Origin of the sequence: Paraburkholderia sp. BL25I1N1, assembly GCF_003002025.1 — a bacterium.
Lineage (GTDB): Bacteria > Pseudomonadota > Gammaproteobacteria > Burkholderiales > Burkholderiaceae > Paraburkholderia.
Map to the genome: position 1 here is coordinate 111,160 of NZ_PVZB01000019.1, position 22,309 is coordinate 133,468.

Here is a 22,309-nt window from a genome sequence, read left to right on the forward strand (position 1 = left end):
ACTCCGGCGGGCACCGCCCCCGATGACGCGTCTCCTCAGCGCGTCGCTCCCGCAACACCGATCCCACCTCACCATGACCAGCCCTGCAACCATCACCTGGCCCGAAGCCGACGGCCCCCGCACCGCGCGTTGGCGCTCCGAAGCAGCCGTGCCGCCGCCCAGGCGCGTCATCGTTGCGGACGACCGCACCACCGCCGATTCCGCGTACCGACTCGCGTGCGAAGGGACCGCGCTCCTGTGGAACGGCGACTTCCAGAACGCTCGCCAGCTGCTGCAAGCGGTGACGCGCCGACTGGAGCGTAAGCCGCGCAAGCAGGGCGAAACGCCGCTCGACGCATTCAATCTGCATCGCCAAGCGCAGTCGCAGCGCGCGCGTACGCTCGGCATGATTCTGATTCCGCTCGACGCCACGTACACCATTCCGCTGCGCCGCGCGCCCGATGTCCAGCAAGCTTGCGTCGAAACCTACGGACCGTCGAACGACGAACCGTCCGTCGTGTCGCTGCGTGAACTGCTCGGCATGATCGGCGCGCACGAGTGGCGCAAGAAGGGCGTCGAGATTCCCGCGCTGGGCGACCGGATTCATCCGCATTACGGCGTGTTCTCGCCGGTGCGCGGCGAATATGTGGATCTCGTCGCGCGCACGCCGCTGCCTTCGTTGAACAAGGCGTTCGATATCGGCACGGGCACGGGCGTGTTGTCGGCGCTGCTCGCTAAACGCGGCGTGAAGAAAATCATCGCTACCGATCAGGATCCGCGTGCGCTCGCTTGCGCGCGCGAAAACCTCACGCGTCTCGGTTACGACCAGCAGGTCGACGTCGTGCAGGCCGATCTGTTTCCCGAAGGGCGCGCGCCGCTCGTGGTGTGCAATCCGCCGTGGGTGCCGGCGAGACCCGCTTCGCCGATCGAGTACGCGATCTACGATCCGGAAAGCCGCATGCTGCTCGGCTTCCTTAACGGCTTGGCGGAGCATCTGTCGCCGGGTGGGGAAGGCTGGCTGATCATGTCGGATTTCGCCGAGCATCTCGGTTTGCGCACGCGCGACTGGTTGCTGGCGGCCATCGACAAGGCGGGTTTGAGCGTGGTGGGCCGCGAGGACATTCGTCCGCGTCACCCCAAGTCGACCGATGAAACCGATGCGCTGCACACGGCGCGCATGGCCGAAGTGACGTCGCTGTGGCGTCTGAAGGCGCGCTAAGCGGTGAGACGCATTGCGGCTCGCTCACCGAGAAGAGCGGCAATGCGGCGCGTCAGGTCGATGCGCGGTCGACATACGCCGCCGCCCCGCGCCCTGCCGCGAGGCCGCTGGCAAAGCAGGCGGTGAGCAGGTAGCCGCCCGTCGGCGCTTCCCAGTCGAGCATTTCGCCCGCGCAGAAGACGCCGGGCAGGCGCTCGATCATCAGATGTTCGTTGAGCGCCTCGAAGGGAATGCCGCCGGCGGTGCTGATTGCTTCCGCGATCGGACGGGCGCGCGTGAGCCGCACGGGCAGCGCCTTGATGGCGTGCGCGAGACCGTTGGCGTCCGCGAAAGCTTCTTTCGACAGAATCTCATGCAACAGAGCCAGTTTTACCCCACCAATCCCGATCCGACCGTGCAAGTGACTCGACATCGAACGTGAGCCGCGCGGCCGCGTGACTTCGGCGACGACTCGCTCCAAAGCCAGGCCTGGCGCCAGATCGAGCATGATCGTGACGTCGCCGTCAGCCAGAATCCGCTCCCGAATCTGGCTCGACAAGGCATAGATCAGACTGCCTTCGAGGCCCGTTTCGGTCAAAAGTATTTCACCTTGTCGATGGTGGACTTTATTGTCTACATCGGTGAGCGTGATGGCCACGGGCTTGACCGGTTGCCCCGCGAAACGCTCGCGCAGATAGGGGCTCCAGTCGGCGTCGAAGCCGCAGTTCGCTGGCAGTAGGGGCGTGACGGGCACATCGCGCGAGGCCATCAGCGGGACCCACGCGGCGTCCGAGCCGAGACGCGGCCAGCTTGCGCCGCCGAGCGCAAACACCACGGCGTCGAAGGTGACGGCTTGCTCGCCGTCCGGCGTGGCGAAACGGAGCATATGCGTGGCGTCGTCGCTGGCTTCGGCGTCCCAGCCGCACCATTTGTGGCGCATGTGAAAACGCACGCCCGCTTCGCGCAGTCGATGCAGCCACGCCCGCAGCATCGGTGCGGCTTTCATGTCGGCCGGAAAAACGCGCCCCGAACTGCCGACGAAGGTCTCCACGCCCAACTCGTGCAGCCACGCGCGCAAAGCGTCGGGATCGAAGGCCCGCACGAGCGGCGCGATCTGCTCGCGGCGCGCGCCGTAGCGGCCGAGAAACGGCTCGAGCGGCTCCGAATGCGTGATGTTCATGCCGCCTTTGCCCGCCATCAGAAATTTGCGGCCGACCGACGGCATGGCGTCATGGACGTCGACCTGCACGCCTTGCTGCGCGAGCGCCTCGGCGGCCATCAAGCCGGCGGGGCCGCCGCCGATCACGGCGACGCGGGCGGAATGGAATGAGGATGACATGCGGGCCTGCGGAAGAGCGGAAGTGGCGGCGCGCACACGGTTCGGATGATCCGGCGGCGCGAAGGCCGCTATTTTCACACCGTGGACAGCGCAGGGCAAACGTGCGAGCGGATCGGCAGGCCGAAATAGGCTGGGTTCAGGCGGTCCTGCATCCGGCCGGTTTGCTTCGGTGCCTTTGTTATCGAGCGGCGCGACCTATACTTTTCAGACACCTTCCATCGGACGCCGCACGCGTCTTCCTCGCGTCAGACCAACTCGCCACCTTCCCCGCCACCCGGCGCTATCCGCGCAATCGGAGCCGCTGTGTCACGGCCGGCGATCTGGTCCGCGCGTCTGCTGCCTGCGTGGATGTCTGAACGTCATCTGAATCAAGGAGACTGCCATGTCCCGCAAATACATCGATTGCCGCGAGTTTCCGAGCGAAACGAACTGCACCGTCGCCCTGTCTGCCGACAGCGAGAGCGAATTGCTCGACGCCGCCGTGCAGCACGCGGTCACGGTGCACAAACATACGGATTCGCCGGAATTGCGCTCGCAACTCAAGACGCTCTTTCACGACGGCACGCCGCCGGTCGAAGCACCGCGCGCGTGAGCTGCTGTCTTTTAGGGCGCTACAGAACGAGCGACCCGCGCGAACGGCACCTTGCCGCCCGCGCGGGTCGCAGCATCGTCGAACCAGGTCCTAGCCGGGGTACGCCTCGTCCACCTTCAACCCGGCGAGCTTGAAGATCACCCGCAGCGTTTGCGGCTTGATATCGCGCCGCGAAGCCAGCGTAGTCATGACGAAGTCGAGCACTTTGGCGTACTTGAGCATGGTCAGACAGGTTTCCATGTCCACGCTGCCGTCGCGCATGACTTCGGCCAGACGGAGCATCTCCGTCGAGATGTCACGCGCCATTTCCAGTTCGAGTTGCTGCTTCTCGGACCACGCCGGGGTGGCGATCAGTTTCGCCAGCATTTCCTGAAATTTCTGTTCGACGTTTCCGTTGGGTACCGTATCCATTGCCGCCTCTTCTATTTTCCGAGCACGCGTCCGCTTGAAGTCTCGGCGCGCTGCTGGTTACGTAACGTTCGGCCCGTGTTCCGGGACCGTCCTCCCCACATGCATTCGGTTCGCGTGGTGAAAGCCACGGCCGCAGCCCGTTGTTATAGGCGGCACAGCCGGCACCATCGTGCCTAGCCGTTACGCAAGCTGCTTTTGTACCTTTCCGAAACCTTCCACGCGGCGCTTTTCGTGCAGGAAGTGTTCCAGGTTTGTGCTCTTTCTGGCATGGTTTGGCGGCTCCTTCGGTCAGCAAGCCGCACTTTGGGTAAACTGGCAGCAACTTTTCCCTTTTTCCGTCGCCTGTCGCACGTTCACGCTGCAATTATTGGCGATTTCCCTCGATGTCCACCAAAACGCACGAAATCCGCCCCAACCAATCCGTCGAATTGCTGAAGGAGCTGCATATCCTCACGCGCGACGGCAAGATGAACCAGGACAGCCGCCGCAAGCTGAAACAGGTCTATCACCTGTTCCAGTTCATCGAGCCGCTGCTCAAAGACCTCAAGAACGAGCAAGGCGCCGTGACCCTCGTCGACCACGGCGCGGGCAAGTCCTATCTAGGTTTTATCCTGTATGACCTTTTCTTCAAGGAATTTCAGGGCGATGCGGGCGGTGCGTCACACATATATGGTATTGAGACGCGCGAGGAGCTTGTCGCGAAGTCGGAGGAACTGGCGCAACGGCTGGGATTCACCGGCATGTCGTTTCTGAATCTGTCGGTGGCGGACTCGATTACGTCGGACCGCTTGCCGGCCCGGATCGACATCGTGACCGCGCTGCACGCCTGCAACACCGCAACCGACGACGCGCTGCGCTTCGCGCTCGAAAAGAAGGCGAAGTACATCGTGGTCGTGCCGTGCTGTCAGGCCGAGGTGGCGGGGGTATTGCGGCAGAACAAGGGCAAATCGCTCGGCAACGCCCTCACGGAAATCTGGCGGCATCCGTTGCACACGCGGGAGTTCGGGAGCCAGATCACGAACGTGCTGCGGTGTTTGCAGCTTGAAGCGCACGGCTATCAGGTCAGCGTGACCGAACTGGTGGGCTGGGAGCATTCCATGAAGAATGAACTCATCATCGCCCAGTACAAGGATTTGCCGAGGCGCCGGCCGGCGGAGCGCTTGAACGAGGTGATGGAAACGCTCGGGATCGAGGAGTTGAAGGAACGGTTTTTTGTTTGAGCCTGATGGGGCGGCGGCGCGCGGTCGCTTTTGCGGGCCGTTGCGCGTAGTAGCGCTTCATCAACGCTTCATCAACGCATTCCAGCCCGCCAGCCCGATTCGCCGGAGCGTTTCCTGATTCCGCTCGTAAATCTCTTCAGCGTCGGGAAAAGCCTGAACCGCGCGCTCGATGCTGTCCTCGCGCAGTAAATGCAAAATCGGATACGGCGCGCGATTCGTGTAGTTCTCGATATCGTCGGGCTCGCTGCCTTCGAACTGATAAAAGGGATGGAAGCTCGCGATCTGAACGACGCCTTCAAGCCGAAGCTGCTTGAGCATGCGTTCGGCGAAAAACAGGCAATCGTTGTAGTCGAGAAAATCGCTGAGCGCTTGCGGCACGATTAACAGCGTCGTATCCACGGCATCCGGGTCGGCGGCGACGAGCGTCTGAAGCTCCGTTTCCAGATCGGTCAGCACGCCTTCCATGTCCACGGCATCGCTGACGGCATAGCGAATCTGTCCCTTCACATGGACTGCCTTCGCGAACGGGCAGAGATTGAGGCCGATCACAGCCTCGGTCAGCCAGTGACGAGTAGCGGCAACAACGGCATCGTGGGATTCGGCGGACAGCGACATGGCAGGCGGCGCGGGAGATAAAGCGCCATTTTAACGGGCGGATCGGCGTCGATTCGCGTCTCGCTCAAACAGAACGTCAAGGCTGAAAATTCGGTTAGCTGCCGCTGCCGCTGCCGCTGCCGCTGCCGCTGCTGCAGCTGCCGCACGCCGCGGCGATCAACTGTGCGGCGACTTTCGGCGCGGCCAGAATGGGCCCGCATCCGGGCCCATAGGTCTGGCTGGCCGCATACACGCCTTCGATCATCAAACCGAGCGCGTTGGCGAGCGCTACCGGATCATCGGCGCCGGCCGCCGTGGTCAGTTCCGTGAGCCGCGCCATCAAGCGAGCCTTGTTGCGAAACACGAATTGCCGCGCCGGATGCGCCGCCTCCGGAAACTCCACCGACACGTTCACGAATGGACAGCCGCGATAATCGTCGACAGACGCGCGCACCGCGAGGTCGTCGAAATATTGCTGTAGCTGCCTTGCCGGTTCGCCCGGATGCTTGGCGAAGCTTCGCTCCACATAGCTGAAGAACTGCTCGTCCTTGCGCTCCAGGTAAGCCATGACCAGGTCGTCTTTCGACGAAAACTGCCGGTACAAGCTCATCTTGTTCACGCCCGCGCGCTCGACCACCGCGTCCACACCGACGGCTCGCACGCCCTCGCGATAGAACAGCTCGTCCGCGGCACGCAGCAAGTGCTGCTGCGCCTGCGGGCCGGCGGTCTGCGCGCCGCGCGTGCGGCGCGCGACGGCCGGCTTTGGGGTTTGACTGTCGGACATGGATGACCACCTGAACTCAATTAACGCCTTGACATGTTACCGAGCAGTAACTAAGATCGCAACATCTATTGTGACTGATCTGTCACAAGTCCTTTACCGAACACGTAACAATCTAAGCGGCGTCGCCTGCGGAGCAGGTGTCGATTGGAGAATCCATGAACTGGGCAGCAAGACTGATTGGCGGACGTTTCCACTACGGCTGGTTGACCGTCGCGGTGGTTTTTCTGGTGCTGCTGGCGGCGGCCGGCACGCGCGCCACGCCGAGCGTGATGATGCTGCCGCTCGAGCATCAATTCGGCTGGAGTCGCGCAACGATTTCTCTCGCGATCTCCGTGAACATCGCGCTGTACGGTCTGATGGGACCGTTCGCGGCGGCGGCGATGCAACGTTTCGGTGTGCGTCCCACGCTGCTGGCCGCGCTGGGGACGATGGCGGCGGGCGTCGCGCTGTCGTCGCTGATGACGCACCCGTGGCAAATGGTCCTGATCTGGGGCGTGATGGTCGGTGGCTCGACGGGTGTCGCGGCGCTGTCGCTCTCGGCGACGGTGGTGACGCGCTGGTTCACCACGCGGCGCGGCCTCGTCATGGGCATTCTCACGGCAAGTTCGGCGACCGGCCAACTCGTGTTCCTGCCGATGCTCGCCGCCATCGCCGAGCACCACGGCTGGCGGCAAGTGGTGTGGGTCGTCGCCATTGCGGCCGCGGTCGTGATTCCGCTGGTGGCGTTTCTGTTGCCCGAGCGCCCGGCCGACATGAAGCTGCGCCCGTACGGCGAACCGCACGATTCGCCCATCAACAGCACCGTCACCAAGCAGAATCCGCTGGCGATCGCCTTCGGCACACTCGCCATGGCCAGCAAGACGCGCGACTTCTGGTTGCTGTTCTTCAGCTTCTTTATCTGCGGCGCAAGCACCAACGGCTATGTCGGCACGCATCTAATCGCGATGTGCGGCGACTACGGCATGACGGAAGTGCAGGGCGCTTCCCTGCTTGCCGCGATGGGCATCTTCGATCTGTTCGGCACGACCCTCTCGGGCTGGTTGTCCGACCGCTTCAATAGCCGCGTGCTGCTGTTCTGGTACTACGGCCTGCGCGGTTTGTCGTTGATGTATCTGCCGCACGCGTTCGGCATCGACTTCTTCGGGTTGCCGCTGTTCGCCGTGTTCTACGGCCTCGACTGGATCGCGACCGTGCCGCCGACCGTGCGTCTGGCCACCGACGTCTACGGCAAGGAATCGGCGCCGGTGGTGTTCGGCTGGGTCGTTGCCGGGCATCAACTCGGCGCGGCGTTCGCGGCGCTCGGCGCGGGTATGCTGCGCGCGAGCCTCGGTACGTACACGGTGGCGTCGATGATTTCCGGCGGCTTGTGCCTCGTGGCGGCGGTGATCGTATTGCGGATCAACCGGCCCGCCAAAGTGCCGGAACCGCAGGTGGCGTAGAGCCGCACGCAATCGACCTGCACGATGCCGGCAAATGCACCGGTTTGAAATCGCGCGCGGCTGTTCGGGCATCGCGACAACGACGGCCCCGCAAGGGGCCGTTTTGCTATCGCAGCCGGCGCGAAACAAACTGCTCGCTTGTTGGCGCACGCGTGCCAAGCCCGGTTATGCTATGTGGCCCCCGGGCAGTTGCCCGTCGATCATGAATTTCGACCGAGAGAAGCGCATGACCAACAAACCCGCCCCTACCGCAATTGCCATTCACGAGCTGATTGCAGGCCGCTGGAGCCCGCGCGCGTATTCGAGCGAGCCGGTGAGCCGCGAGCATCTGCACTCCGTGCTCGAAGCGGCACGCTGGGCGCCGTCTTCGTATAACGCGCAGCCGTGGCGTTTTCTCGTATTCGACCGCAGCGTCGATGAAGTCTCGTTCAAGCAGGCCTTCGCCACGCTGGTGCCGTTCAACCAGGGCTGGAATGCGCCCGCGCCGGTGCTGATCGCGGTGACTACGCACACCTTGACCAACAAGGGCGAGGTGAATCGCTGCGCACCGTACGATGCGGGCGCCGCGGCGATGGCGCTGGTCTTGCAGGCGCATGCGCTCGGCCTGGCCGCGCACCAGATGAGCGGGTTCGACCCGAACGCGTTCCGCGCCGCATTCAAGCTGCCGAACGACGTCGAAGTGATCGCGATGATTTCGCTCGGTCATTACGGCGACGTGGACAAACTGGATCCGGTTTTGCGCGAGCGCGAAAAGTCGGTGCGTCAGCGTCTGCCGCTGGCGGAAATTGCTTATGGCGGCGGCTGGAAGAAAGCGTTCTGAGCGGTTTTCAGCCTATCTATTGAGTAACGCGAACGCGCGGCGCTGACCGCGCGTTTTTTATTCGGCGTCATCCGCGACGCTCGACAGCGGCGTCGCCACGCTCTCCAGCGACTTGCGCTCCGCATCCACGCCCCAGATCGCCGCGATTACCGCCGCCGCCAGCATCAGACCTGCGCCGACCAGATAGCCGTAAAACACTTCGCTGCGCTGATGCGTGTCGATCAGCCGGCCAAAAAACGCCGGCCCCGCGATGCCGCCGAGCGCCGTGCCGAACGCGTAGAAAACCGCAATGGCCAGCGCGCGAATTTCCAGTGGAAACGATTCGCTGACTGTCAGGTAAGCCGAACTCGCGGCCGCCGACGCGAAGAAGAAAATCACCATCCACGCGATCGTCTGCATCGCGACGGTGAGCATCTGCTGCTCGAACAGGTAGCCGCTCAGCGTCAGCAGGATGCCGGAGATCGCGTAAGTCGCCGTGATCATTTTGCGCCGCCCGATCACGTCGAAGAGCCGCCCGAGCAGCAGCGGTCCGAGGAAATTGCCGAGCGCAAAGGGCATTAGATACCAGCCGATGCGCTCGCCCGGCACGTGGTAGAAATCGGTGAGCACGAGTGCGTAGGTGAAAAAGATCGCGTTGTAACAAAACGCCTGCGCGGTCATCAGCGACAGACCGACCAGCGCGCGCCGTCGGTGCACGTTAAAGAGCGTATGAAATACCTCGTGCAGCGGCGTGTGTCCGCGAGCGCGTAAGCGCAGGCGCGTGAGGTCGTTGTCGGAGAGCGCGTGGCCTTCGTTGCGAAAGCGCGTTTCGATGCCTTCGACAATCGCGCGCGCGTCGCGCTCGTCGCCGTGCGTAAGGAGCCAACGCGGGCTTTCGGGCACCCAGATACGCATGGGCAAAATCCCCAGCGCCAGCACCGCGCCGATAAAGAAACAGGCGCGCCAGCCCCAGTCGGGCGGCAGCAGATGCGGATCGAGCAGCACCAGCGAGCCGGCCGCGCCGAGGCCCGCGCCGACCCAGAACGTGCCGTTGATGCCCAGATCGGTCCAGCCGCGCACACGGGCTGGCGTGAATTCCTGGATCGTCGAATTGATCGCCGTGTATTCGCCGCCGATCCCGGCGCCGGTCAGGAAGCGAAACAGCAGAAAACTCGCCAGATTCCACGACAGCGCGGTTGCCGCCGTCGCTGCCAGATACAGGGCGAGCGTGATGAAAAACAGCTTGCGGCGTCCGAGCCGGTCGGTGAGCCAACCGAATCCCAACGCGCCGAGCACCGCCCCGGCGATGTAGGCGCTACCGGCCAGTCCGACGTCGGCGTTGGTAAAGTGCAACGATGGACTAAACTTCAACGCACTTGCGACCGCGCCCGCCAGCGTGACTTCCAGACCGTCGAGCAGCCACGTCACGCCAAGCGCCGCCACGATCAGCGAGTGAAACCGGCCCCACGGCAGACGGTCGAGCCGCGAGGGCAGATCCGTGTCGACGACCGTGGCGTTTTTTTCGTGGACAGCGGCAGTAGGCGGCGCGCTCATTGCTTGAAGTCTCCTCAATTCCGAAAATTGGCGGCATATCCTGTCAAAATGAGCAATATTCGTTCCGTCGAACTGCGTTTTTGCGTTCTCGCGAGCGTGCCTGAAACGTCAGTTGATGCTGATTGGGCTTTCGTGTTACAAAGCCGCTCCCCCTTCTGTCCGCGCCAGCCGTGAGCGGCGATTCCTGCCATGAACTATTGCGCGATTGACTTCGGTACTTCCAATTCGGCTGTGGCCGTTCCTGTCGACGGCGCGCTCAAGCTCGCGCCGGTCGAAGGCGCCTACACGACGCTGCCCACCTCGGTCTTTTTCAATACCGACGAAAACACCCGCGAATTCGGGCGGGCGGCGCTCGCAGCCTATATCGACGGCTTCGACGGCCGTCTGATGCGTTCAATGAAGAGCATTCTCGGCTCGCCGCTCGCCGAGAACTCCACCGATCTCGGCGACGGCTCGGCGATCAAGTACACGGACGTGATCGCGATTTTCGTCGAGCATCTCAAGCGCTCGGCGGAAAAAAGCGCCGGTGGTCCGATCCATCGCGCCGTGCTGGGCCGCCCGGTGTTTTTCGTCGACGACGACCCGCGTGCCGATCAGATGGCGCAGCAGCAGCTCGAAGCCGCCGCGCGCTCAGTCGGCCTGCGGGAAATTCACTTTCAGTATGAGCCGATAGCGGCCGCGTTCGACTACGAATCGCATCTGACGGAAGAAGGGCTCGTGCTGGTGGCCGATATCGGCGGCGGCACCTCGGACTTTTCGCTGGTGCGGGTCGGGCCTGAGCGGATGAAGCGCGTCGAACGCAAGGACGACGTGCTGGCCCACCACGGCGTGCACGTCGCCGGCACGGATTTCGACCGTCGCGTGGAACTGGCGACGATCCTGCGGGAAATGGGATATCAGACGCTCGACCCGGAAGGCCGTGAGATTCCGAACCGGGTTTATTTCGATCTGGCGACCTGGCATCTGATCAACACCGTCTACGCCCCGAAGCGCGTCAACGAACTCGCGCTAATGCGGCACCTGTTTACCGAGGTCAAGCATCACGACCGCCTGATGCGCGTCGTGGAACGCCGCCTGGGTCATGCGCTGGCCGCTCACGCGGAAGAGGCGAAGATCGGCGTGGCGGCGGGCGGAGAGACCGTGATCGACCTCGATGAAGTGGAAGACGACCTGCGTCTGGCGTTCGACGAAGCGCAACTCATCAAGGCCGGCCAGGAAGAAACGCTGCGCATCGTGCAGGCGGCACGCGACACGGTGCAGGCGGCCGGCGTGGCGACACGCGATGTCAATGCGATTTACTTTACGGGCGGTTCGACCGGATTGGCATTTCTATCGGGCGCATTGGCGGCGGCATTTCCCGATGCTAAAGCGGTATTCGGCGACCGGCTCGCGAGTGTCGCGACTGGACTCGGCATTCACGCACGGCGTGTATTCGGATAAACAGAATCATCAATCGCATACTGCGAAGATAATCACCGTTCGCAATAGCGGCGGATATAAAAAAACCCCGCCGAGGCGGGGTTTTTTTGCGTCCAGAAGGAAGCGTGTTGCTTACACCGGCTTGATGTTAGCAGCTTGCTTGCCCTTCGGGCCCGTCTTCACTTCAAACGTAACCTTTTGGTTTTCTTGCAGCGTCTTGAAGCCTTCCGTGCGGATTTCCGAGAAATGCGCGAACAGATCTTCGCCACCGCCGTCCGGCGTGATGAAGCCAAAGCCCTTTGCGTCATTGAACCACTTGACGGTACCGGTTTCCATATTACTTGTTCCTAAAGATGGTAAATAAGGCCGAAGCCCAGAGAGTGCATGAAAATCAAGGAAGGGGGTAATGGGACCAACCGGAGTACCGTTGATGGGCGAACTACGAAAGACCAATTCACTCGCCGCTTGAAATCCTGCCCCGACTTTATACGGCGATTTTGAGAGAAGGTCAACAGTCTCCCCACAACTTTACGAACTTTCGCTAGCTTGGCGTAAAAGTTGCTTACAAAACTTGCTATTCGTCTGAATTTTTTGCTAGGGACAACCCTTAGTTTCGGTGCGGGGGCTGGGTGCAACCGTTAAACTACGCGCCTCGCGTCGGTTGCACCTGTTTGGGATGGCCGTCGCGTAGGCATGATTGTCGCCCATTTCCAGCGCCTCCAAGGCGATGTGACGCGGTGCCGACATGGTTCTGCTGCAAATTTGCATGGAGCGGAGTTGGTGCTGAAGCGCTCACTCCGGCCGACACAGGAGAAGACGTGAAAAGTTCTATACAACGGAACATCGGGCCGTTCGCGCTGATGCTGACGGGCTTAGGTTCCATCATCGGATCGGGCTGGCTTTTCGGCGCGTGGAAGGCTGCAAAAATTGCCGGTCCCGCTGCCGTTTGTGCATGGGTGATCGGCGCGGTCGTGATTCTTGCGATCGCATTGACGTACGCGGAACTCGGCGCGATGTTCCCCGAGTCCGGCGGCATGGTGCGTTATGCGCGCTACTCACACGGTGCGCTGGTGGGTTTCATCAGCGCATGGGCCAACTGGATTGCCATTGTCTCGGTGATTCCGATCGAGGCCGAAGCGTCCATTCAATATATGAGCACGTGGCCCTATCCGTGGGCGCATGCGCTATTCGTGGATGGGTCATTAACCACTAACGGTTTATTACTGTCCGCGGCGCTCGTGATCATTTACTTCATGCTGAACTACTGGGGCGTGAAACTGTTTGCGCGCGCCAATTCGGCGATCACGATCTTCAAGTTCCTGATTCCCGGCGCGACGATCCTCGGCTTGATGTTCGCGGGCTTCCACAAGGAAAACTTCGGCGAAGCGAGCACCTTCGCGCCGTACGGCTGGTCGGCGGTGCTGACGGCGGTATCGACGAGCGGCATCGTGTTCGCGTTCAACGGCTTCCAGAGCCCGATCAATCTCGCCGGTGAAGCGCGCAATCCGGCGAAGAGCGTGCCGTTCGCGGTGATCGGTTCGATCCTGCTCGCGCTGGTGATCTACGTGCTGCTGCAGATCGCGTATATCGGCGCGGTGAACCCGAGCGACGTGATGAAGGGCTGGGGCCACTTCAACTTCGCTTCGCCGTTCGCGGAACTCGCGATCGCGCTGAACCTGAACTGGCTGGCGATCCTGCTGTACGTCGACGCATTCGTGAGCCCGAGCGGCACCGGCACGACCTATATGGCGACCACCAGCCGCATGATCTACGCGATGGAGCGCAACAACACGATGCCCAAGATGTTCGGCAACGTGCATCCGTTCTACGGCGTGCCGCGTCAGGCGATGTGGTTCAACCTGCTGGTGTCGTTCATTTTCCTGTTCTTCTTCCGCGGCTGGAGTTCGCTCGCGGCGGTGATTTCGGTCGCGACCGTGATCTCGTACCTGACCGGCCCGATCAGCCTGATGGCGCTGCGCCGCGCGGCGACCGACCTCGAACGTCCGCTGCATATTCCCGGCATGAAGATCATTGCGCCGTTCGCGTTCGTCTGCGCGTCGCTGATCCTGTACTGGGCGAAGTGGCCACTGACGGGCGAAATCATTCTGCTGATGGTCGTCGCGCTGCCGGTGTACTTCTTTTTCCAGGCGAAGTCGGGTTTCGCTGGCTGGGGCCGTGATCTGAAGGCGGCGTGGTGGCTGGTCGCCTATCTGCCGGTGATGGCGATTCTGTCGCTGATCGGCAGCAAGCAGTTCGGCGGTCACGATCTGATCCCTTATGGCTGGGACATGTTAGTGGTTGCTGCGTTTTCGCTCGCGTTCTACTACTGGGGCGTGACGAGCGGTTATCGCTCGGAATATCTGGACGAGCGCAGCGAGCATGACGAAGTGCTCGAAGGCATCGGCGCTCATTAAGGTGTTGCGCTGAAGTCTGTGGAAAAAAACCCTCGCCGGAGTTGCTCAGGCGGGGGTTTTTCTTTTCCAAGGTGCCTATGACGTTGCGTCAGGCTGTGCCGAATACGTAGTTCGTCATGGCGAGCGAGCGCTGATAGGTTCCGAGCGACTGGACAGCCAGCGAATAATCGTCGTCCGCTGCGCCCAATGCGGCGAATACCGGCAGCAGATGCTCGTCGGTGGGATGCATCAGCACCGCATGTGGCGCTTGCCGGCGATAGTCGAGCAGCGCGTCGATATCGTGCGCGGCGAGCTTTTCCTCGAACCAGTCGGTGAATTCGGCGACCCGTGGATCGGCGTCCTCAGGGCGCGCGGAGAAGTCGGCGGCGCGCAGATTGTGCGTGATCTGGCCGGAGCCGATCACCATCACGCCATCGTCTTTCAGCGACCGCAGCGCCCGGCCGACGCGAAAGTGGTGCGCCGCGTCCATGTGCGGCTGGATCGACAACTGGGTGACGGGTATATCGGCCTCCGGAAACATGAGCAGCATCGGGACCCACGCACCGTGATCGAGTCCGTGCGGCTGGGCGCCCGCGAGGATGCCGCTCTCGCCGAGCAACACGGCGGCGCGGCGCGCCACATCGGGCGCACCCGGCGCCGGATACTGAATTTCGTACAACTGACGCGGAAAGCCGTAGAAGTCGTGGATCGTTTCCGGCGCTGCGGACGTGCTGGCCACCGGTTGCGCCGTGCCCCAATGGGCCGACAGCATCAGCACGGCTTTCGGACGCGGCAACTGGGCGCTCAGCGTACCGAATTCGGCGGACGGCAGCGACGGGTCGATCGGCAGCGTGGGCGCGCCGTGGGACAGAAAAAGCGAGGGTAAGCGGTTCATGGCAGCAACGCGGCCGCGAGAGCGCGGCGCAAAGATTGGGTTGCTACCAATATAGGGGTCTACCGCGATTTGATAAACGGGCTAAAACAGAATTGATTGTGTCGCAGATGTTGTGAATCCGTGCGTATGCACGGACATCATCGCCCGGCGGAGGTGACGCGTTATTCCTGCGTGCCGCGCAGCCCAGCCCACGCCGGCGACAAAGCCGGTCCGAGCGCAAACAGATCCAGCACGCGCGCCACGGTGTGATCGACCATTTCGTCGATGGAAGCGGGTTGGTTGTAGAAGGCAGGCAAGGGCGGGAAAATCACGCCGCCCATTTCAGTGACGGCCGTCATGTTGCGCAAATGCGCTAGATTGAACGGCGTTTCGCGCACGAGCAGCACGAGGCGGCGGCGCTCCTTGAGCGTGACGTCGGCGGCGCGCGTGATCAGGTTGTCCGAGAAACCGTGCGCGACGCTGGCGAGCGTCTTCATGGAACAGGGGGCGACGATCATGCCGTCGGTGGCAAACGAGCCGGACGCGATGCTCGCACCGACGTCGCGCACCGAATGGACGACGTCCGCGAGCGGATGCACGTCTTCTTTGCTCAACTGCAGTTCGTGCTGGATATTGAGCCAGCCCGCGCTCGAAATCAGCAGATGGCTCTCGACGCCGCCCAGCCGGCGCAGCGTTTCGAGTATCCGGATGCCGTAGATGGCACCCGTCGCGCCGGTGATCGCGACGATCAGCCGGCGTGGCGCCGCGGCGTGTGTATCCATGGCTCGCAGCGCCTAGGAGAGAAGCGTGTGAACCGGGGCCGCTTAGGCCGCGGCGAACAGCTGCTGCAGTTCGCCCGATTCGTACATTTCCATCATGATGTCCGAGCCGCCGACGAATTCGCCCTTCACGTAGAGCTGCGGAATGGTCGGCCAGTTCGAGAACTGCTTGATGCCCTGGCGGACTTCGTCGTCTTCGAGCACGTTGACGGTCTTGATCTCACCGACGCCGCATGCCTTCAGAATCTGAATAGCGCGGCCCGAAAAGCCGCACATCGGGAACTGAGCGGTGCCTTTCATGAAGAGGACGACATTGTTCTCGTCGACGATTTGCTTGATGCGTTGTTGCGTATCCATGACTGACCTTGCGGTTCCGTGATGTGTAGGGAATAGGCTGAAATGATAGCGGATTTCGATACAGCCGGCCGAGCGCCGCTTTGTCCGTGCAGCGTTTGTGGATATTTGCCGATTCGCGTCAGCCGTCCAGACGCCCGCCACTGATCCGCTCGATGCCCGCCAGGTCGCGCTCCGAGCGCACTTGCACGAAACCTTGTGCCGCCAGCAGCGCGCGCACGGCTTCGGCCTGATCGTAGCCGTGCTCGATCCACAATACGCCGTCGGCGGCAAGCCGGGCGGGCGCGCCAGCGATGATGACGCGGATCGCGCTGAGCCCGTCGGCTTCGTCGGTGAGCGCGCCGCGCGGTTCGAAGCGCAGATCGCCTTCGTCCAGATGCGGGTCGCCGCTCGCGATATACGGCGGATTGCTGACGATCGCGTCAAAGCGCAACGAGGCGTCCAGCGAGTCGTACCAGTCGCTTTGCGTCAACACCACGGCGCCGCCGGGGCGTTGCGCGTCGAGCAGGCGGGCGGCGTTGCGCGTGGCGACCGCCAGTGCTTCGGCGGAACGGTCGAGCGCCCACACTTGCGCGTCGGGCCGCATCGACGCAATCGCGACGGCAATGGCGCCGGTGCCCGTGCCGAGATCCAGCACGCGCGGCCGCACGCGGTTTTCCAGCGCCGTCAGCGCCGTCTCGACCAGCAATTCGGTTTCAGGGCGCGGAATCAGCACGTGCGGCGTGACTTCGAAATCCAGCCCATAAAATTCGCGCGCGCCGACCAGTTGCGCCACGGGCTCGCCGGCTATGCGCCGCGCTTCGAGCATCTGGTAACGCTCGACGAACTGCGTGTCGAGCGCTTCGTCGCTGCGTGTAATCAGCTGCGTGGGCCGCCAGCCGAGCACGTGCGTGAGCAGGATGCGCGCTTCGAGCGGCGGCAGCGTCGAGGCGCGCAGTAGCGCGGCAGGTGTGGCGGACGTGGCAGGTTTGGCCGAACTCATGCGCGCTTCAGTCCGCGTCGCCCAGCGAGGCCAGCAATTCCGCCTGGTGCTCGCTGACGAGCGCCGCGATCAGTTCGTCGAGATCGCCATCCATAATCGCGTCGAGGCGGTAAAGCGTCAGGTTGATACGATGATCCGTCAGTCGCCCTTGCGGGAAGTTGTACGTGCGAATCCGCTCCGAGCGGTCGCCCGAGCCGATCAGGCTCTTGCGCGTGGCGGCTTCCTTCGCCTGCTGCTCGTGCGATTGCTTGTCCTTGATGCGCGCGGCCAGCACCTTCAGCGCGCGATCCTTGTTCTTGTGCTGCGAGCGGTCGTCCTGACATTCGACGACGATCCCCGTCGGCAAATGCGTGACGCGCACTGCGGAATCGGTCTTGTTGATGTGCTGCCCGCCCGCGCCGGACGCGCGGAACGTGTCGATCCGCAAATCAGCCGGATTGATCTCGACTTCGCCGATTTCGTCCGCTTCCGGCATGACTGCGACCGTGCACGCCGACGTGTGAATGCGTCCTTGCGTTTCGGTCGCCGGCACACGTTGCACTCGGTGGCCGCCGGACTCGAACTTGAGCTTCGAATAAGCGGCTTCGCCCGCGATGCGCACGATCACTTCCTTGTAGCCGCCCAGGTCCGATTCGCTCGCCGACATCATTTCCGCTTGCCAGCGGTTGCGTTCGGCAAAGCGCAGGTACATGCGCAGCAGGTCGCCTGCGAACAGCGCGGATTCGTCGCCGCCCGTGCCGGCGCGGATTTCGAGGAAGATGTTGCGGTCGTCGTTCGGATCTTTCGGCAGCAGCATTTTCTGCAACTCGGCGCCCAGCTTTTCCATGCGCTCGCGGGCGGCGCGAATTTCGTCTTCAGCGAAGTCGCGCATCGACGCATCCGCCAGCAATTCCTGCGCGGTGGTTGCGTCGTTCATGGCCTGACGCCACAGCGCGTAGTGGTCCACCACCGGTCCGAGCTCGGCGTGTTCCCGCGTGAGCTTGCGGTATTGGTCGAGATTCGAGGTGATGTCCTCGCGGCTCAACAGATCGTTCAGTTCGGCCAGCCGGGTAGTGAGCTGGTCGAGCTTGCGTTGCATGCTCGTTTTCATCGGACGGGGTATCGGAGCGGGCTCCGGCAAAGACGACGACTAGGGGAATGGGCGGATGCCCTGGTCTGAAGCACGTCGCGGGCCACTTGCGGGTAGCCCGGTCAGCGCGGCGGTGGCTGCGCCGCTAACGCTCCGTGGAACCGGAGTGTTTGTAGAAACCGCTCATGAGTTCGATGAGCGTGTCGCGGTTCTCGCTGCTCGCGCGATTGAGCGCGTGCGTGGGACCGTGGATCAGTTTATTGGTGAGCGATTGCGACAGCGCTTCGAGCACGGCGGCCGGATCTTCGCCGCGCGCGAGCATTTTCTGCGCGCGTTCGACTTCGGCGCGGCGCAGCACGTCGGCCTGCGTGTGCATATGGCGGATTACCGGCACGATACTGCGTGCGTCCAGCCATTGCATGAAATTCTGCACGCGCGTTTCGATGATCGCTTCGGCTTGTGCCACCGCGGCTTGCCGCGACGCATTGCCTTCGCGGACGATCGCGCCGAGGTCGTCGACGGTATAGAGGAACACGTCTTCGAGCTTGCCGACTTCGGGTTCGATATCGCGCGGAACGGCCAGATCGACCATGAAAATCGGCCGGTGACGACGCGCTTTCACTGCCCGCTCGACCGCGCCCAAGCCGATGATCGGCAAGGTGGACGCCGTGCACGACACGATGATGTCGAACTCATGCATGCGCGAAGGCAGTTCCGACAGCGGAATGGCCCGGCCGTTGAAGCGCTCGGCGAGACGCGTGCCGCGCTCGGCCGTGCGATTCGCAACGACGAGTTCACGCGGTTGCTGCGCCGCGAAGTGCGTGGCGCACAGCTCGATCATTTCGCCCGCGCCAATGAACAGCACGCGCTGGTTCGAGACCTTGTCGAAAATCCGCTGGGCGAGGCGCACCGCGGCGGCCGCCATGGAAACCGACTGCGCGCCGATTTCGGTCGTGCTACGCACTTCCTTCGCCACGGCGAAGGTGCGCTGGAACAACTGGTTCAGATAGGTGCCGAGCGCGCCCGCTTCGGACGCGGTACGCACCGCGTCCTTCATTTGTCCGACGATTTGCGTCTCACCCAGCACCATCGAATCCAGCCCGGAAGCGACGCGAAACGCGTGGCGCACGGCTTCCGACTGGGGCAGCGCATAGACGTGCGGCGCGAGCTGCTCGATGGGCAGGTTGTGGTACTTGGAAAGCCACTGGATCGCGGCTTCGCGCGCCGCCTGGTCGTCGGTCGCGCAGTAAAGTTCGGTGCGATTGCAGGTGGAGAGAATGGCCGCTTCAGGCGCCGTGCGGGCCGACGGGCCGAGCCAGATGCTCTTGAAGGTGTCCAGAGCAGGCTTGATCTGTTCGAGCGGAAACGCCACGCGTTCGCGCAAGGCGACAGGCGCAGTGTGGTGGTTGATTCCGATCGTTAGAAGCTGCATTTGGGGGAGCTATGGTTTAGCCCAATATTATAGCGTTTCCACGATTTCCACATTGCGCGCGGCTTATTCCGCGTTTACAACCGCCTCCAGCGGGATCGCGTCGAGTTGATAGCCGAAACCGTAAAGCGGCGTCAGGCAATAGCCGTGTTCCGGATGAAGCTGCAATTTATTGCGCACGCGGGACGCGTGCGTGTCCACGGTGCGCGACCTTACGTCGCGTCGGCGCGTCCAGACGTTTTCAAGAATATGCGCTCGCGACACCGGCCGCGAGAGATTGCTGAACAACAGCAGCGCAAGGCGGAATTCCTTCGGCGTCAGCAAAACTGTTTGCTTCCGGAACGTGACGGCAAATTGCGCCGCATCGAACGCATATTCGCCGATGATGTCGCGCCGCCGGTTGGGCGGGCGCCGCAAGCCGGCGCGGCGCAGCAGCGCGTCCACGCGGGCCAGCATCTCGGGGCCGCGGACCGGTTTGGTCAGGCAGTCGTCGGCGCCGGCGTGCAGCGCGGCGACAATCTGGCTTTCGCGCGGCGCCGACATCAGCACGATCACCGGCAACCCCGGCAGGATGGCGCGGGCTCGCGGAATGACATCTTCGGCGGAATGGTCGCCGGCCCAGCTTTCGGTGATGAGAAGGTCGAAGAATTCTTCGTTCGCGTGCTTGAGAAACGGCACGCTCGCGATGAAGTGCTGACACAGATGACCGCCGGCGAAGACCAACCGGCCGACCAGTTCAGCATGCCGCAAGTCCGGCTCGATAAGGGCAATTCGCATGACGCGCTTTCAGCGTGGCAATGACCGGGGACCAGGCTTTTCCGTAAGGCTGACAGCTTGCCTAACATCACCCCGACCCCTAAACTCAACCGCTATGCGGAAAGCGCCGTGCTGAACTTCTATAGTTAATGAGACAAAAATGCTAGCTGTGTTGGCCCCTTGCGCCCATGAGACGAATCCGAAACTGCGCGAGGCCAGCCGTTAATGGGGTGGCCCGGCCTTGTAGTGTTGGGGGCGGCGATTGGCCTCGCGGGCTGGTGGTTGCATCCGCTGCGACGCGCGAGCCGCGCCCGGTGGTGGGTGGCGCTGCTGGCCGGCGTACTGGGCGCGGCCGTCGCGCACATGGCCGGCAACGTGATTGGTCTCTTCCATGACGGCGATACGCTCGAATGGCCGGTATGCACCGGCGTCGCGTTGATCGCCGTTGCCGTGACGGTCGGCTTGCTTTCCCGTCGATGAATATTTGCAGGTGACTCCGATGAATGCCCGACTCCCCGAAACTTCCTCCATTCCCGAACGGCTTGCCACCTTGCGCAACGCAATGGCGCGCGAAGGCGTCGCCGCCTATCTGGTGCCGTCCGCCGACCCGCATCTGTCCGAGTATCTGCCTGGGCGCTGGCAAGGCCGGCAGTGGCTGTCCGGTTTCACCGGCTCGGCCGGCACACTGGTCGTGACCGCGGACTTCGCCGGCGTCTGGACAGATAGCCGCTATTGGGAACAGGCCAATGCGCAACTGGCCGGCACCGGCGTTCAGCTCATGAAAATGACCGGCGGCCAGCAGACCGTGCCGCATTTCGAATGGCTCGCTCAGAACGTGCCGGCTGGCGCCACGGTCGGCGTGGATGGCGCCGTGCTCGGCGTAGCGGCGGCGCGTGCCTTGAGCCAGGCTCTCAACGCCCGCGGCGTGCAGTTGCGCACCGACGTCGATCTGTTCGACGCGATCTGGCCGCAGCGTCCGTCGCTGCCGGCGGCCGCCGTGTTCGAGCACGCCGCGCCGCATGCGAGCGTCGCACGGTCGGACAAGCTCGCGCAGATTCGCCGCGCGATGGCAGACAAAGGCGCGCAATGGCACTTCATCTCCACGCTCGACGATCTCGCGTGGCTGCTGAATCTGCGCGGCGCCGACGTCAGCTACAACCCCGTGTTCGTGGCGCATGCGCTGATCGGTGTCGACCACGCGTCGCTGTTCGTCGCAGATGGCAAGGTGCCGCAGGCGCTAGCCGATGCGCTCGCGAAAGACAACATCAGCGTCGAGCCGTATGCGAAGGCGGCGGACGCACTGGCCGCGCTGCCCGCCGGCAGCACGCTGCTGATCGACCCGCGCCGCATCACGTTCGGCTCGCTGCAATCGGTGCCGTCGACGGTCACGGTGGTCGAGGCCGTCAACCCGTCCACCTTCTTCAAATCGCGCAAGACGGAGGCGGAAGCCGAGCATGTGCGCGAGACAATGGAACAGGACGGCGCGGCGCTGGCGGAATTTTTCGCGTGGTTCGAAGGCGCGCTGGGCAACGAAACGATCACCGAACTCACCATCGACGAACGTTTGACAGCGGCTCGCGCGCGCCGTCCGGGCTTCGTGTCGCTGAGCTTTGCGACGATCGCCGGCTTCAATGCGAACGGCGCGATGCCGCACTACCGCGCCACCGAGGAATCGCATTCGGTGATCGAAGGCGACGGCCTGTTGCTGATCGATTCGGGCGCGCAGTATCTGAGCGGCACGACCGACATTACGCGCGTGGTGCCGATCGGCACCCCTAGCGATGCGCAGCGGCGCGATTTCACGATCGTACTGAAGGGCACCATGGCGCTTTCGCGCGCGCAGTTCCCGCGCGGCATCCGTTCGCCGATGCTCGACGCGATCGCCCGCGCGCCGATCTGGGAAGCCGGCGCCGATTATGGCCACGGCACCGGTCACGGCGTGGGCTACTTCCTGAACGTGCACGAAGGTCCGCAGGTGATCTCGCACTACGCCCCGGCCGAACCGTGGACGGCGATGGAAGAGGGCATGATCACCTCGGTCGAGCCGGGCATTTACCGTCCGGGCAAATGGGGCGTGCGAATCGAGAATCTGGTGCTGAACGTGCCGGCCGGTGAAACCGAGTTCGGCGATTTCCTCAAGTTCGAGACCTTGACGCTGTGCCCGATCGATACGCGCTGCCTCGACCTGTCGCTGCTGCGCGAGGATGAACGCGCGTGGCTGAACGCGTATCACGAGACGGTGCGCACGCGGCTGTCGCCGCACGTGTCGGGCGACGCCAAGGCGTGGCTGGAGCTGCGCACGCAACCCATCTGATCGCAATCGGAAACGAGCTTACGGAGCGTGC

General features: G+C 63.1%; 22 protein-coding genes. 9 read left to right on the plus strand and 13 right to left on the minus strand.

Going from position 1 to position 22,309, the window contains the following annotated elements:
• Positions 1-73 precede the first annotated feature (73 nt).
• Positions 74-1,198 carry a class I SAM-dependent methyltransferase gene (locus B0G73_RS26830; RefSeq protein ID WP_106284209.1) on the plus strand — a complete coding sequence of 375 codons (1,125 nt, stop codon included), beginning with the start codon at positions 74-76 and terminating at the stop codon, positions 1,196-1,198.
• Positions 1,199-1,250: 52 nt separating this feature from the next.
• On the opposite strand, the gene B0G73_RS26835 is transcribed toward B0G73_RS26830, so the two are convergent.
• Positions 1,251-2,516, minus strand: a complete 1,266-nt coding sequence (locus B0G73_RS26835) for a TIGR03862 family flavoprotein (RefSeq protein ID WP_106284255.1) — start codon at positions 2,514-2,516, stop codon at positions 1,251-1,253.
• Between the two features lie 382 nt (positions 2,517-2,898).
• On the opposite strand from B0G73_RS26835, the gene B0G73_RS26840 reads away from it, so the two are divergent.
• Positions 2,899-3,108, plus strand: a complete 210-nt coding sequence (locus B0G73_RS26840; RefSeq protein WP_106284210.1) for a DUF1059 domain-containing protein — start codon at positions 2,899-2,901, stop codon at positions 3,106-3,108.
• Between the two features lie 90 nt (positions 3,109-3,198).
• On the opposite strand, the gene B0G73_RS26845 is transcribed toward B0G73_RS26840, so the two are convergent.
• The gene (locus tag B0G73_RS26845) at positions 3,199-3,519 is read right to left on the minus strand and encodes a hypothetical protein (RefSeq protein WP_012434486.1); all 321 of its coding nucleotides are present in this window, start codon (positions 3,517-3,519) and stop codon (positions 3,199-3,201) included.
• Between the two features lie 383 nt (positions 3,520-3,902).
• Here B0G73_RS26845 and B0G73_RS26850 point away from each other — a divergent pair, with 383 nt between their 5' ends.
• Positions 3,903-4,739, plus strand: a complete 837-nt coding sequence (locus tag B0G73_RS26850; protein WP_106284211.1) for an SAM-dependent methyltransferase — start codon at positions 3,903-3,905, stop codon at positions 4,737-4,739.
• Positions 4,740-4,799: 60 nt separating this feature from the next.
• On the opposite strand, the gene B0G73_RS26855 is transcribed toward B0G73_RS26850, so the two are convergent.
• Together B0G73_RS26855 and B0G73_RS26860 are read right to left on the minus strand one after the other, a co-directional pair.
• Positions 4,800-5,354, minus strand: a complete 555-nt coding sequence (locus B0G73_RS26855; protein ID WP_106284212.1) for a DUF1415 domain-containing protein — start codon at positions 5,352-5,354, stop codon at positions 4,800-4,802.
• Positions 5,355-5,448: 94 nt separating this feature from the next.
• The gene (locus tag B0G73_RS26860; protein WP_106284213.1) at positions 5,449-6,117 is read right to left on the minus strand and encodes a TetR/AcrR family transcriptional regulator; all 669 of its coding nucleotides are present in this window, start codon (positions 6,115-6,117) and stop codon (positions 5,449-5,451) included.
• A gap of 155 nt (positions 6,118-6,272) precedes the next feature.
• On the opposite strand from B0G73_RS26860, the gene B0G73_RS26865 reads away from it, so the two are divergent.
• Positions 6,273-7,556, plus strand: a complete 1,284-nt coding sequence (locus B0G73_RS26865; protein WP_106284214.1) for an MFS transporter — start codon at positions 6,273-6,275, stop codon at positions 7,554-7,556.
• 226 nt (positions 7,557-7,782) lie between these two features.
• Complete coding sequence (locus tag B0G73_RS26870) at positions 7,783-8,376, plus strand: nitroreductase family protein (protein ID WP_181196649.1); 594 nt, start codon at positions 7,783-7,785, stop codon at positions 8,374-8,376.
• Between the two features lie 57 nt (positions 8,377-8,433).
• On the opposite strand, the gene B0G73_RS26875 is transcribed toward B0G73_RS26870, so the two are convergent.
• Positions 8,434-9,909: an MFS transporter gene (locus tag B0G73_RS26875; protein ID WP_106284215.1), complete on the minus strand. Its 1,476-nt coding sequence runs from the start codon at positions 9,907-9,909 to the stop codon at positions 8,434-8,436.
• Between the two features lie 189 nt (positions 9,910-10,098).
• Here B0G73_RS26875 and B0G73_RS26880 point away from each other — a divergent pair, with 189 nt between their 5' ends.
• Positions 10,099-11,349: an Hsp70 family protein gene (locus tag B0G73_RS26880; protein ID WP_106284216.1), complete on the plus strand. Its 1,251-nt coding sequence runs from the start codon at positions 10,099-10,101 to the stop codon at positions 11,347-11,349.
• 111 nt (positions 11,350-11,460) lie between these two features.
• Here the strand turns inward: B0G73_RS26880 and B0G73_RS26885 are convergent, their stop codons facing one another.
• Positions 11,461-11,664: a cold-shock protein gene (locus B0G73_RS26885; protein WP_007180251.1), complete on the minus strand. Its 204-nt coding sequence runs from the start codon at positions 11,662-11,664 to the stop codon at positions 11,461-11,463.
• Between the two features lie 482 nt (positions 11,665-12,146).
• On the opposite strand from B0G73_RS26885, the gene B0G73_RS26890 reads away from it, so the two are divergent.
• A complete protein-coding gene (locus B0G73_RS26890; protein WP_106284217.1) occupies positions 12,147-13,742 on the plus strand; it encodes an APC family permease in 1,596 nt (531 codons plus the stop codon).
• Between the two features lie 88 nt (positions 13,743-13,830).
• Here B0G73_RS26890 and B0G73_RS26895 read toward each other — a convergent pair whose 3' ends face one another.
• The 7 genes from B0G73_RS26895 to B0G73_RS26925 all read right to left on the minus strand — a co-directional run bounded on the left by B0G73_RS26895 (position 13,831) and on the right by B0G73_RS26925 (position 19,985).
• Positions 13,831-14,616 carry a class III extradiol ring-cleavage dioxygenase gene (locus B0G73_RS26895; protein ID WP_106284218.1) on the minus strand — a complete coding sequence of 262 codons (786 nt, stop codon included), beginning with the start codon at positions 14,614-14,616 and terminating at the stop codon, positions 13,831-13,833.
• A 161-nt stretch (positions 14,617-14,777) separates the two neighbouring features.
• Complete coding sequence (locus B0G73_RS26900) at positions 14,778-15,377, minus strand: UbiX family flavin prenyltransferase (RefSeq protein ID WP_106284219.1); 600 nt, start codon at positions 15,375-15,377, stop codon at positions 14,778-14,780.
• A gap of 42 nt (positions 15,378-15,419) precedes the next feature.
• Complete coding sequence (gene grxD / locus B0G73_RS26905; protein WP_012434475.1) at positions 15,420-15,731, minus strand: Grx4 family monothiol glutaredoxin; 312 nt, start codon at positions 15,729-15,731, stop codon at positions 15,420-15,422.
• Between the two features lie 118 nt (positions 15,732-15,849).
• Entirely contained in the window at positions 15,850-16,710 is an 861-nt protein-coding gene (gene prmC, locus B0G73_RS26910) for a peptide chain release factor N(5)-glutamine methyltransferase (RefSeq protein WP_106284220.1), read from the minus strand.
• 7 nt (positions 16,711-16,717) lie between these two features.
• A complete protein-coding gene (gene prfA, locus B0G73_RS26915) occupies positions 16,718-17,800 on the minus strand; it encodes a peptide chain release factor 1 (RefSeq protein ID WP_106284221.1) in 1,083 nt (360 codons plus the stop codon).
• A gap of 124 nt (positions 17,801-17,924) precedes the next feature.
• Positions 17,925-19,211 (minus strand): glutamyl-tRNA reductase, encoded by a 1,287-nt coding sequence (gene hemA / locus B0G73_RS26920; RefSeq protein WP_106284222.1) that lies wholly within the window; start codon positions 19,209-19,211, stop codon positions 17,925-17,927.
• A 63-nt stretch (positions 19,212-19,274) separates the two neighbouring features.
• Complete coding sequence (locus tag B0G73_RS26925; protein WP_106284223.1) at positions 19,275-19,985, minus strand: response regulator transcription factor; 711 nt, start codon at positions 19,983-19,985, stop codon at positions 19,275-19,277.
• Between the two features lie 204 nt (positions 19,986-20,189).
• Between B0G73_RS26925 and B0G73_RS26930 the strand changes: the two genes are divergently transcribed.
• Positions 20,190-20,444 carry a hypothetical protein gene (locus B0G73_RS26930; protein WP_106284224.1) on the plus strand — a complete coding sequence of 85 codons (255 nt, stop codon included), beginning with the start codon at positions 20,190-20,192 and terminating at the stop codon, positions 20,442-20,444.
• A gap of 19 nt (positions 20,445-20,463) precedes the next feature.
• Entirely contained in the window at positions 20,464-22,278 is a 1,815-nt protein-coding gene (locus B0G73_RS26935) for an aminopeptidase P family protein (protein WP_106284225.1), read from the plus strand.
• The last annotated feature ends 31 nt before the right edge of the window (positions 22,279-22,309 follow it).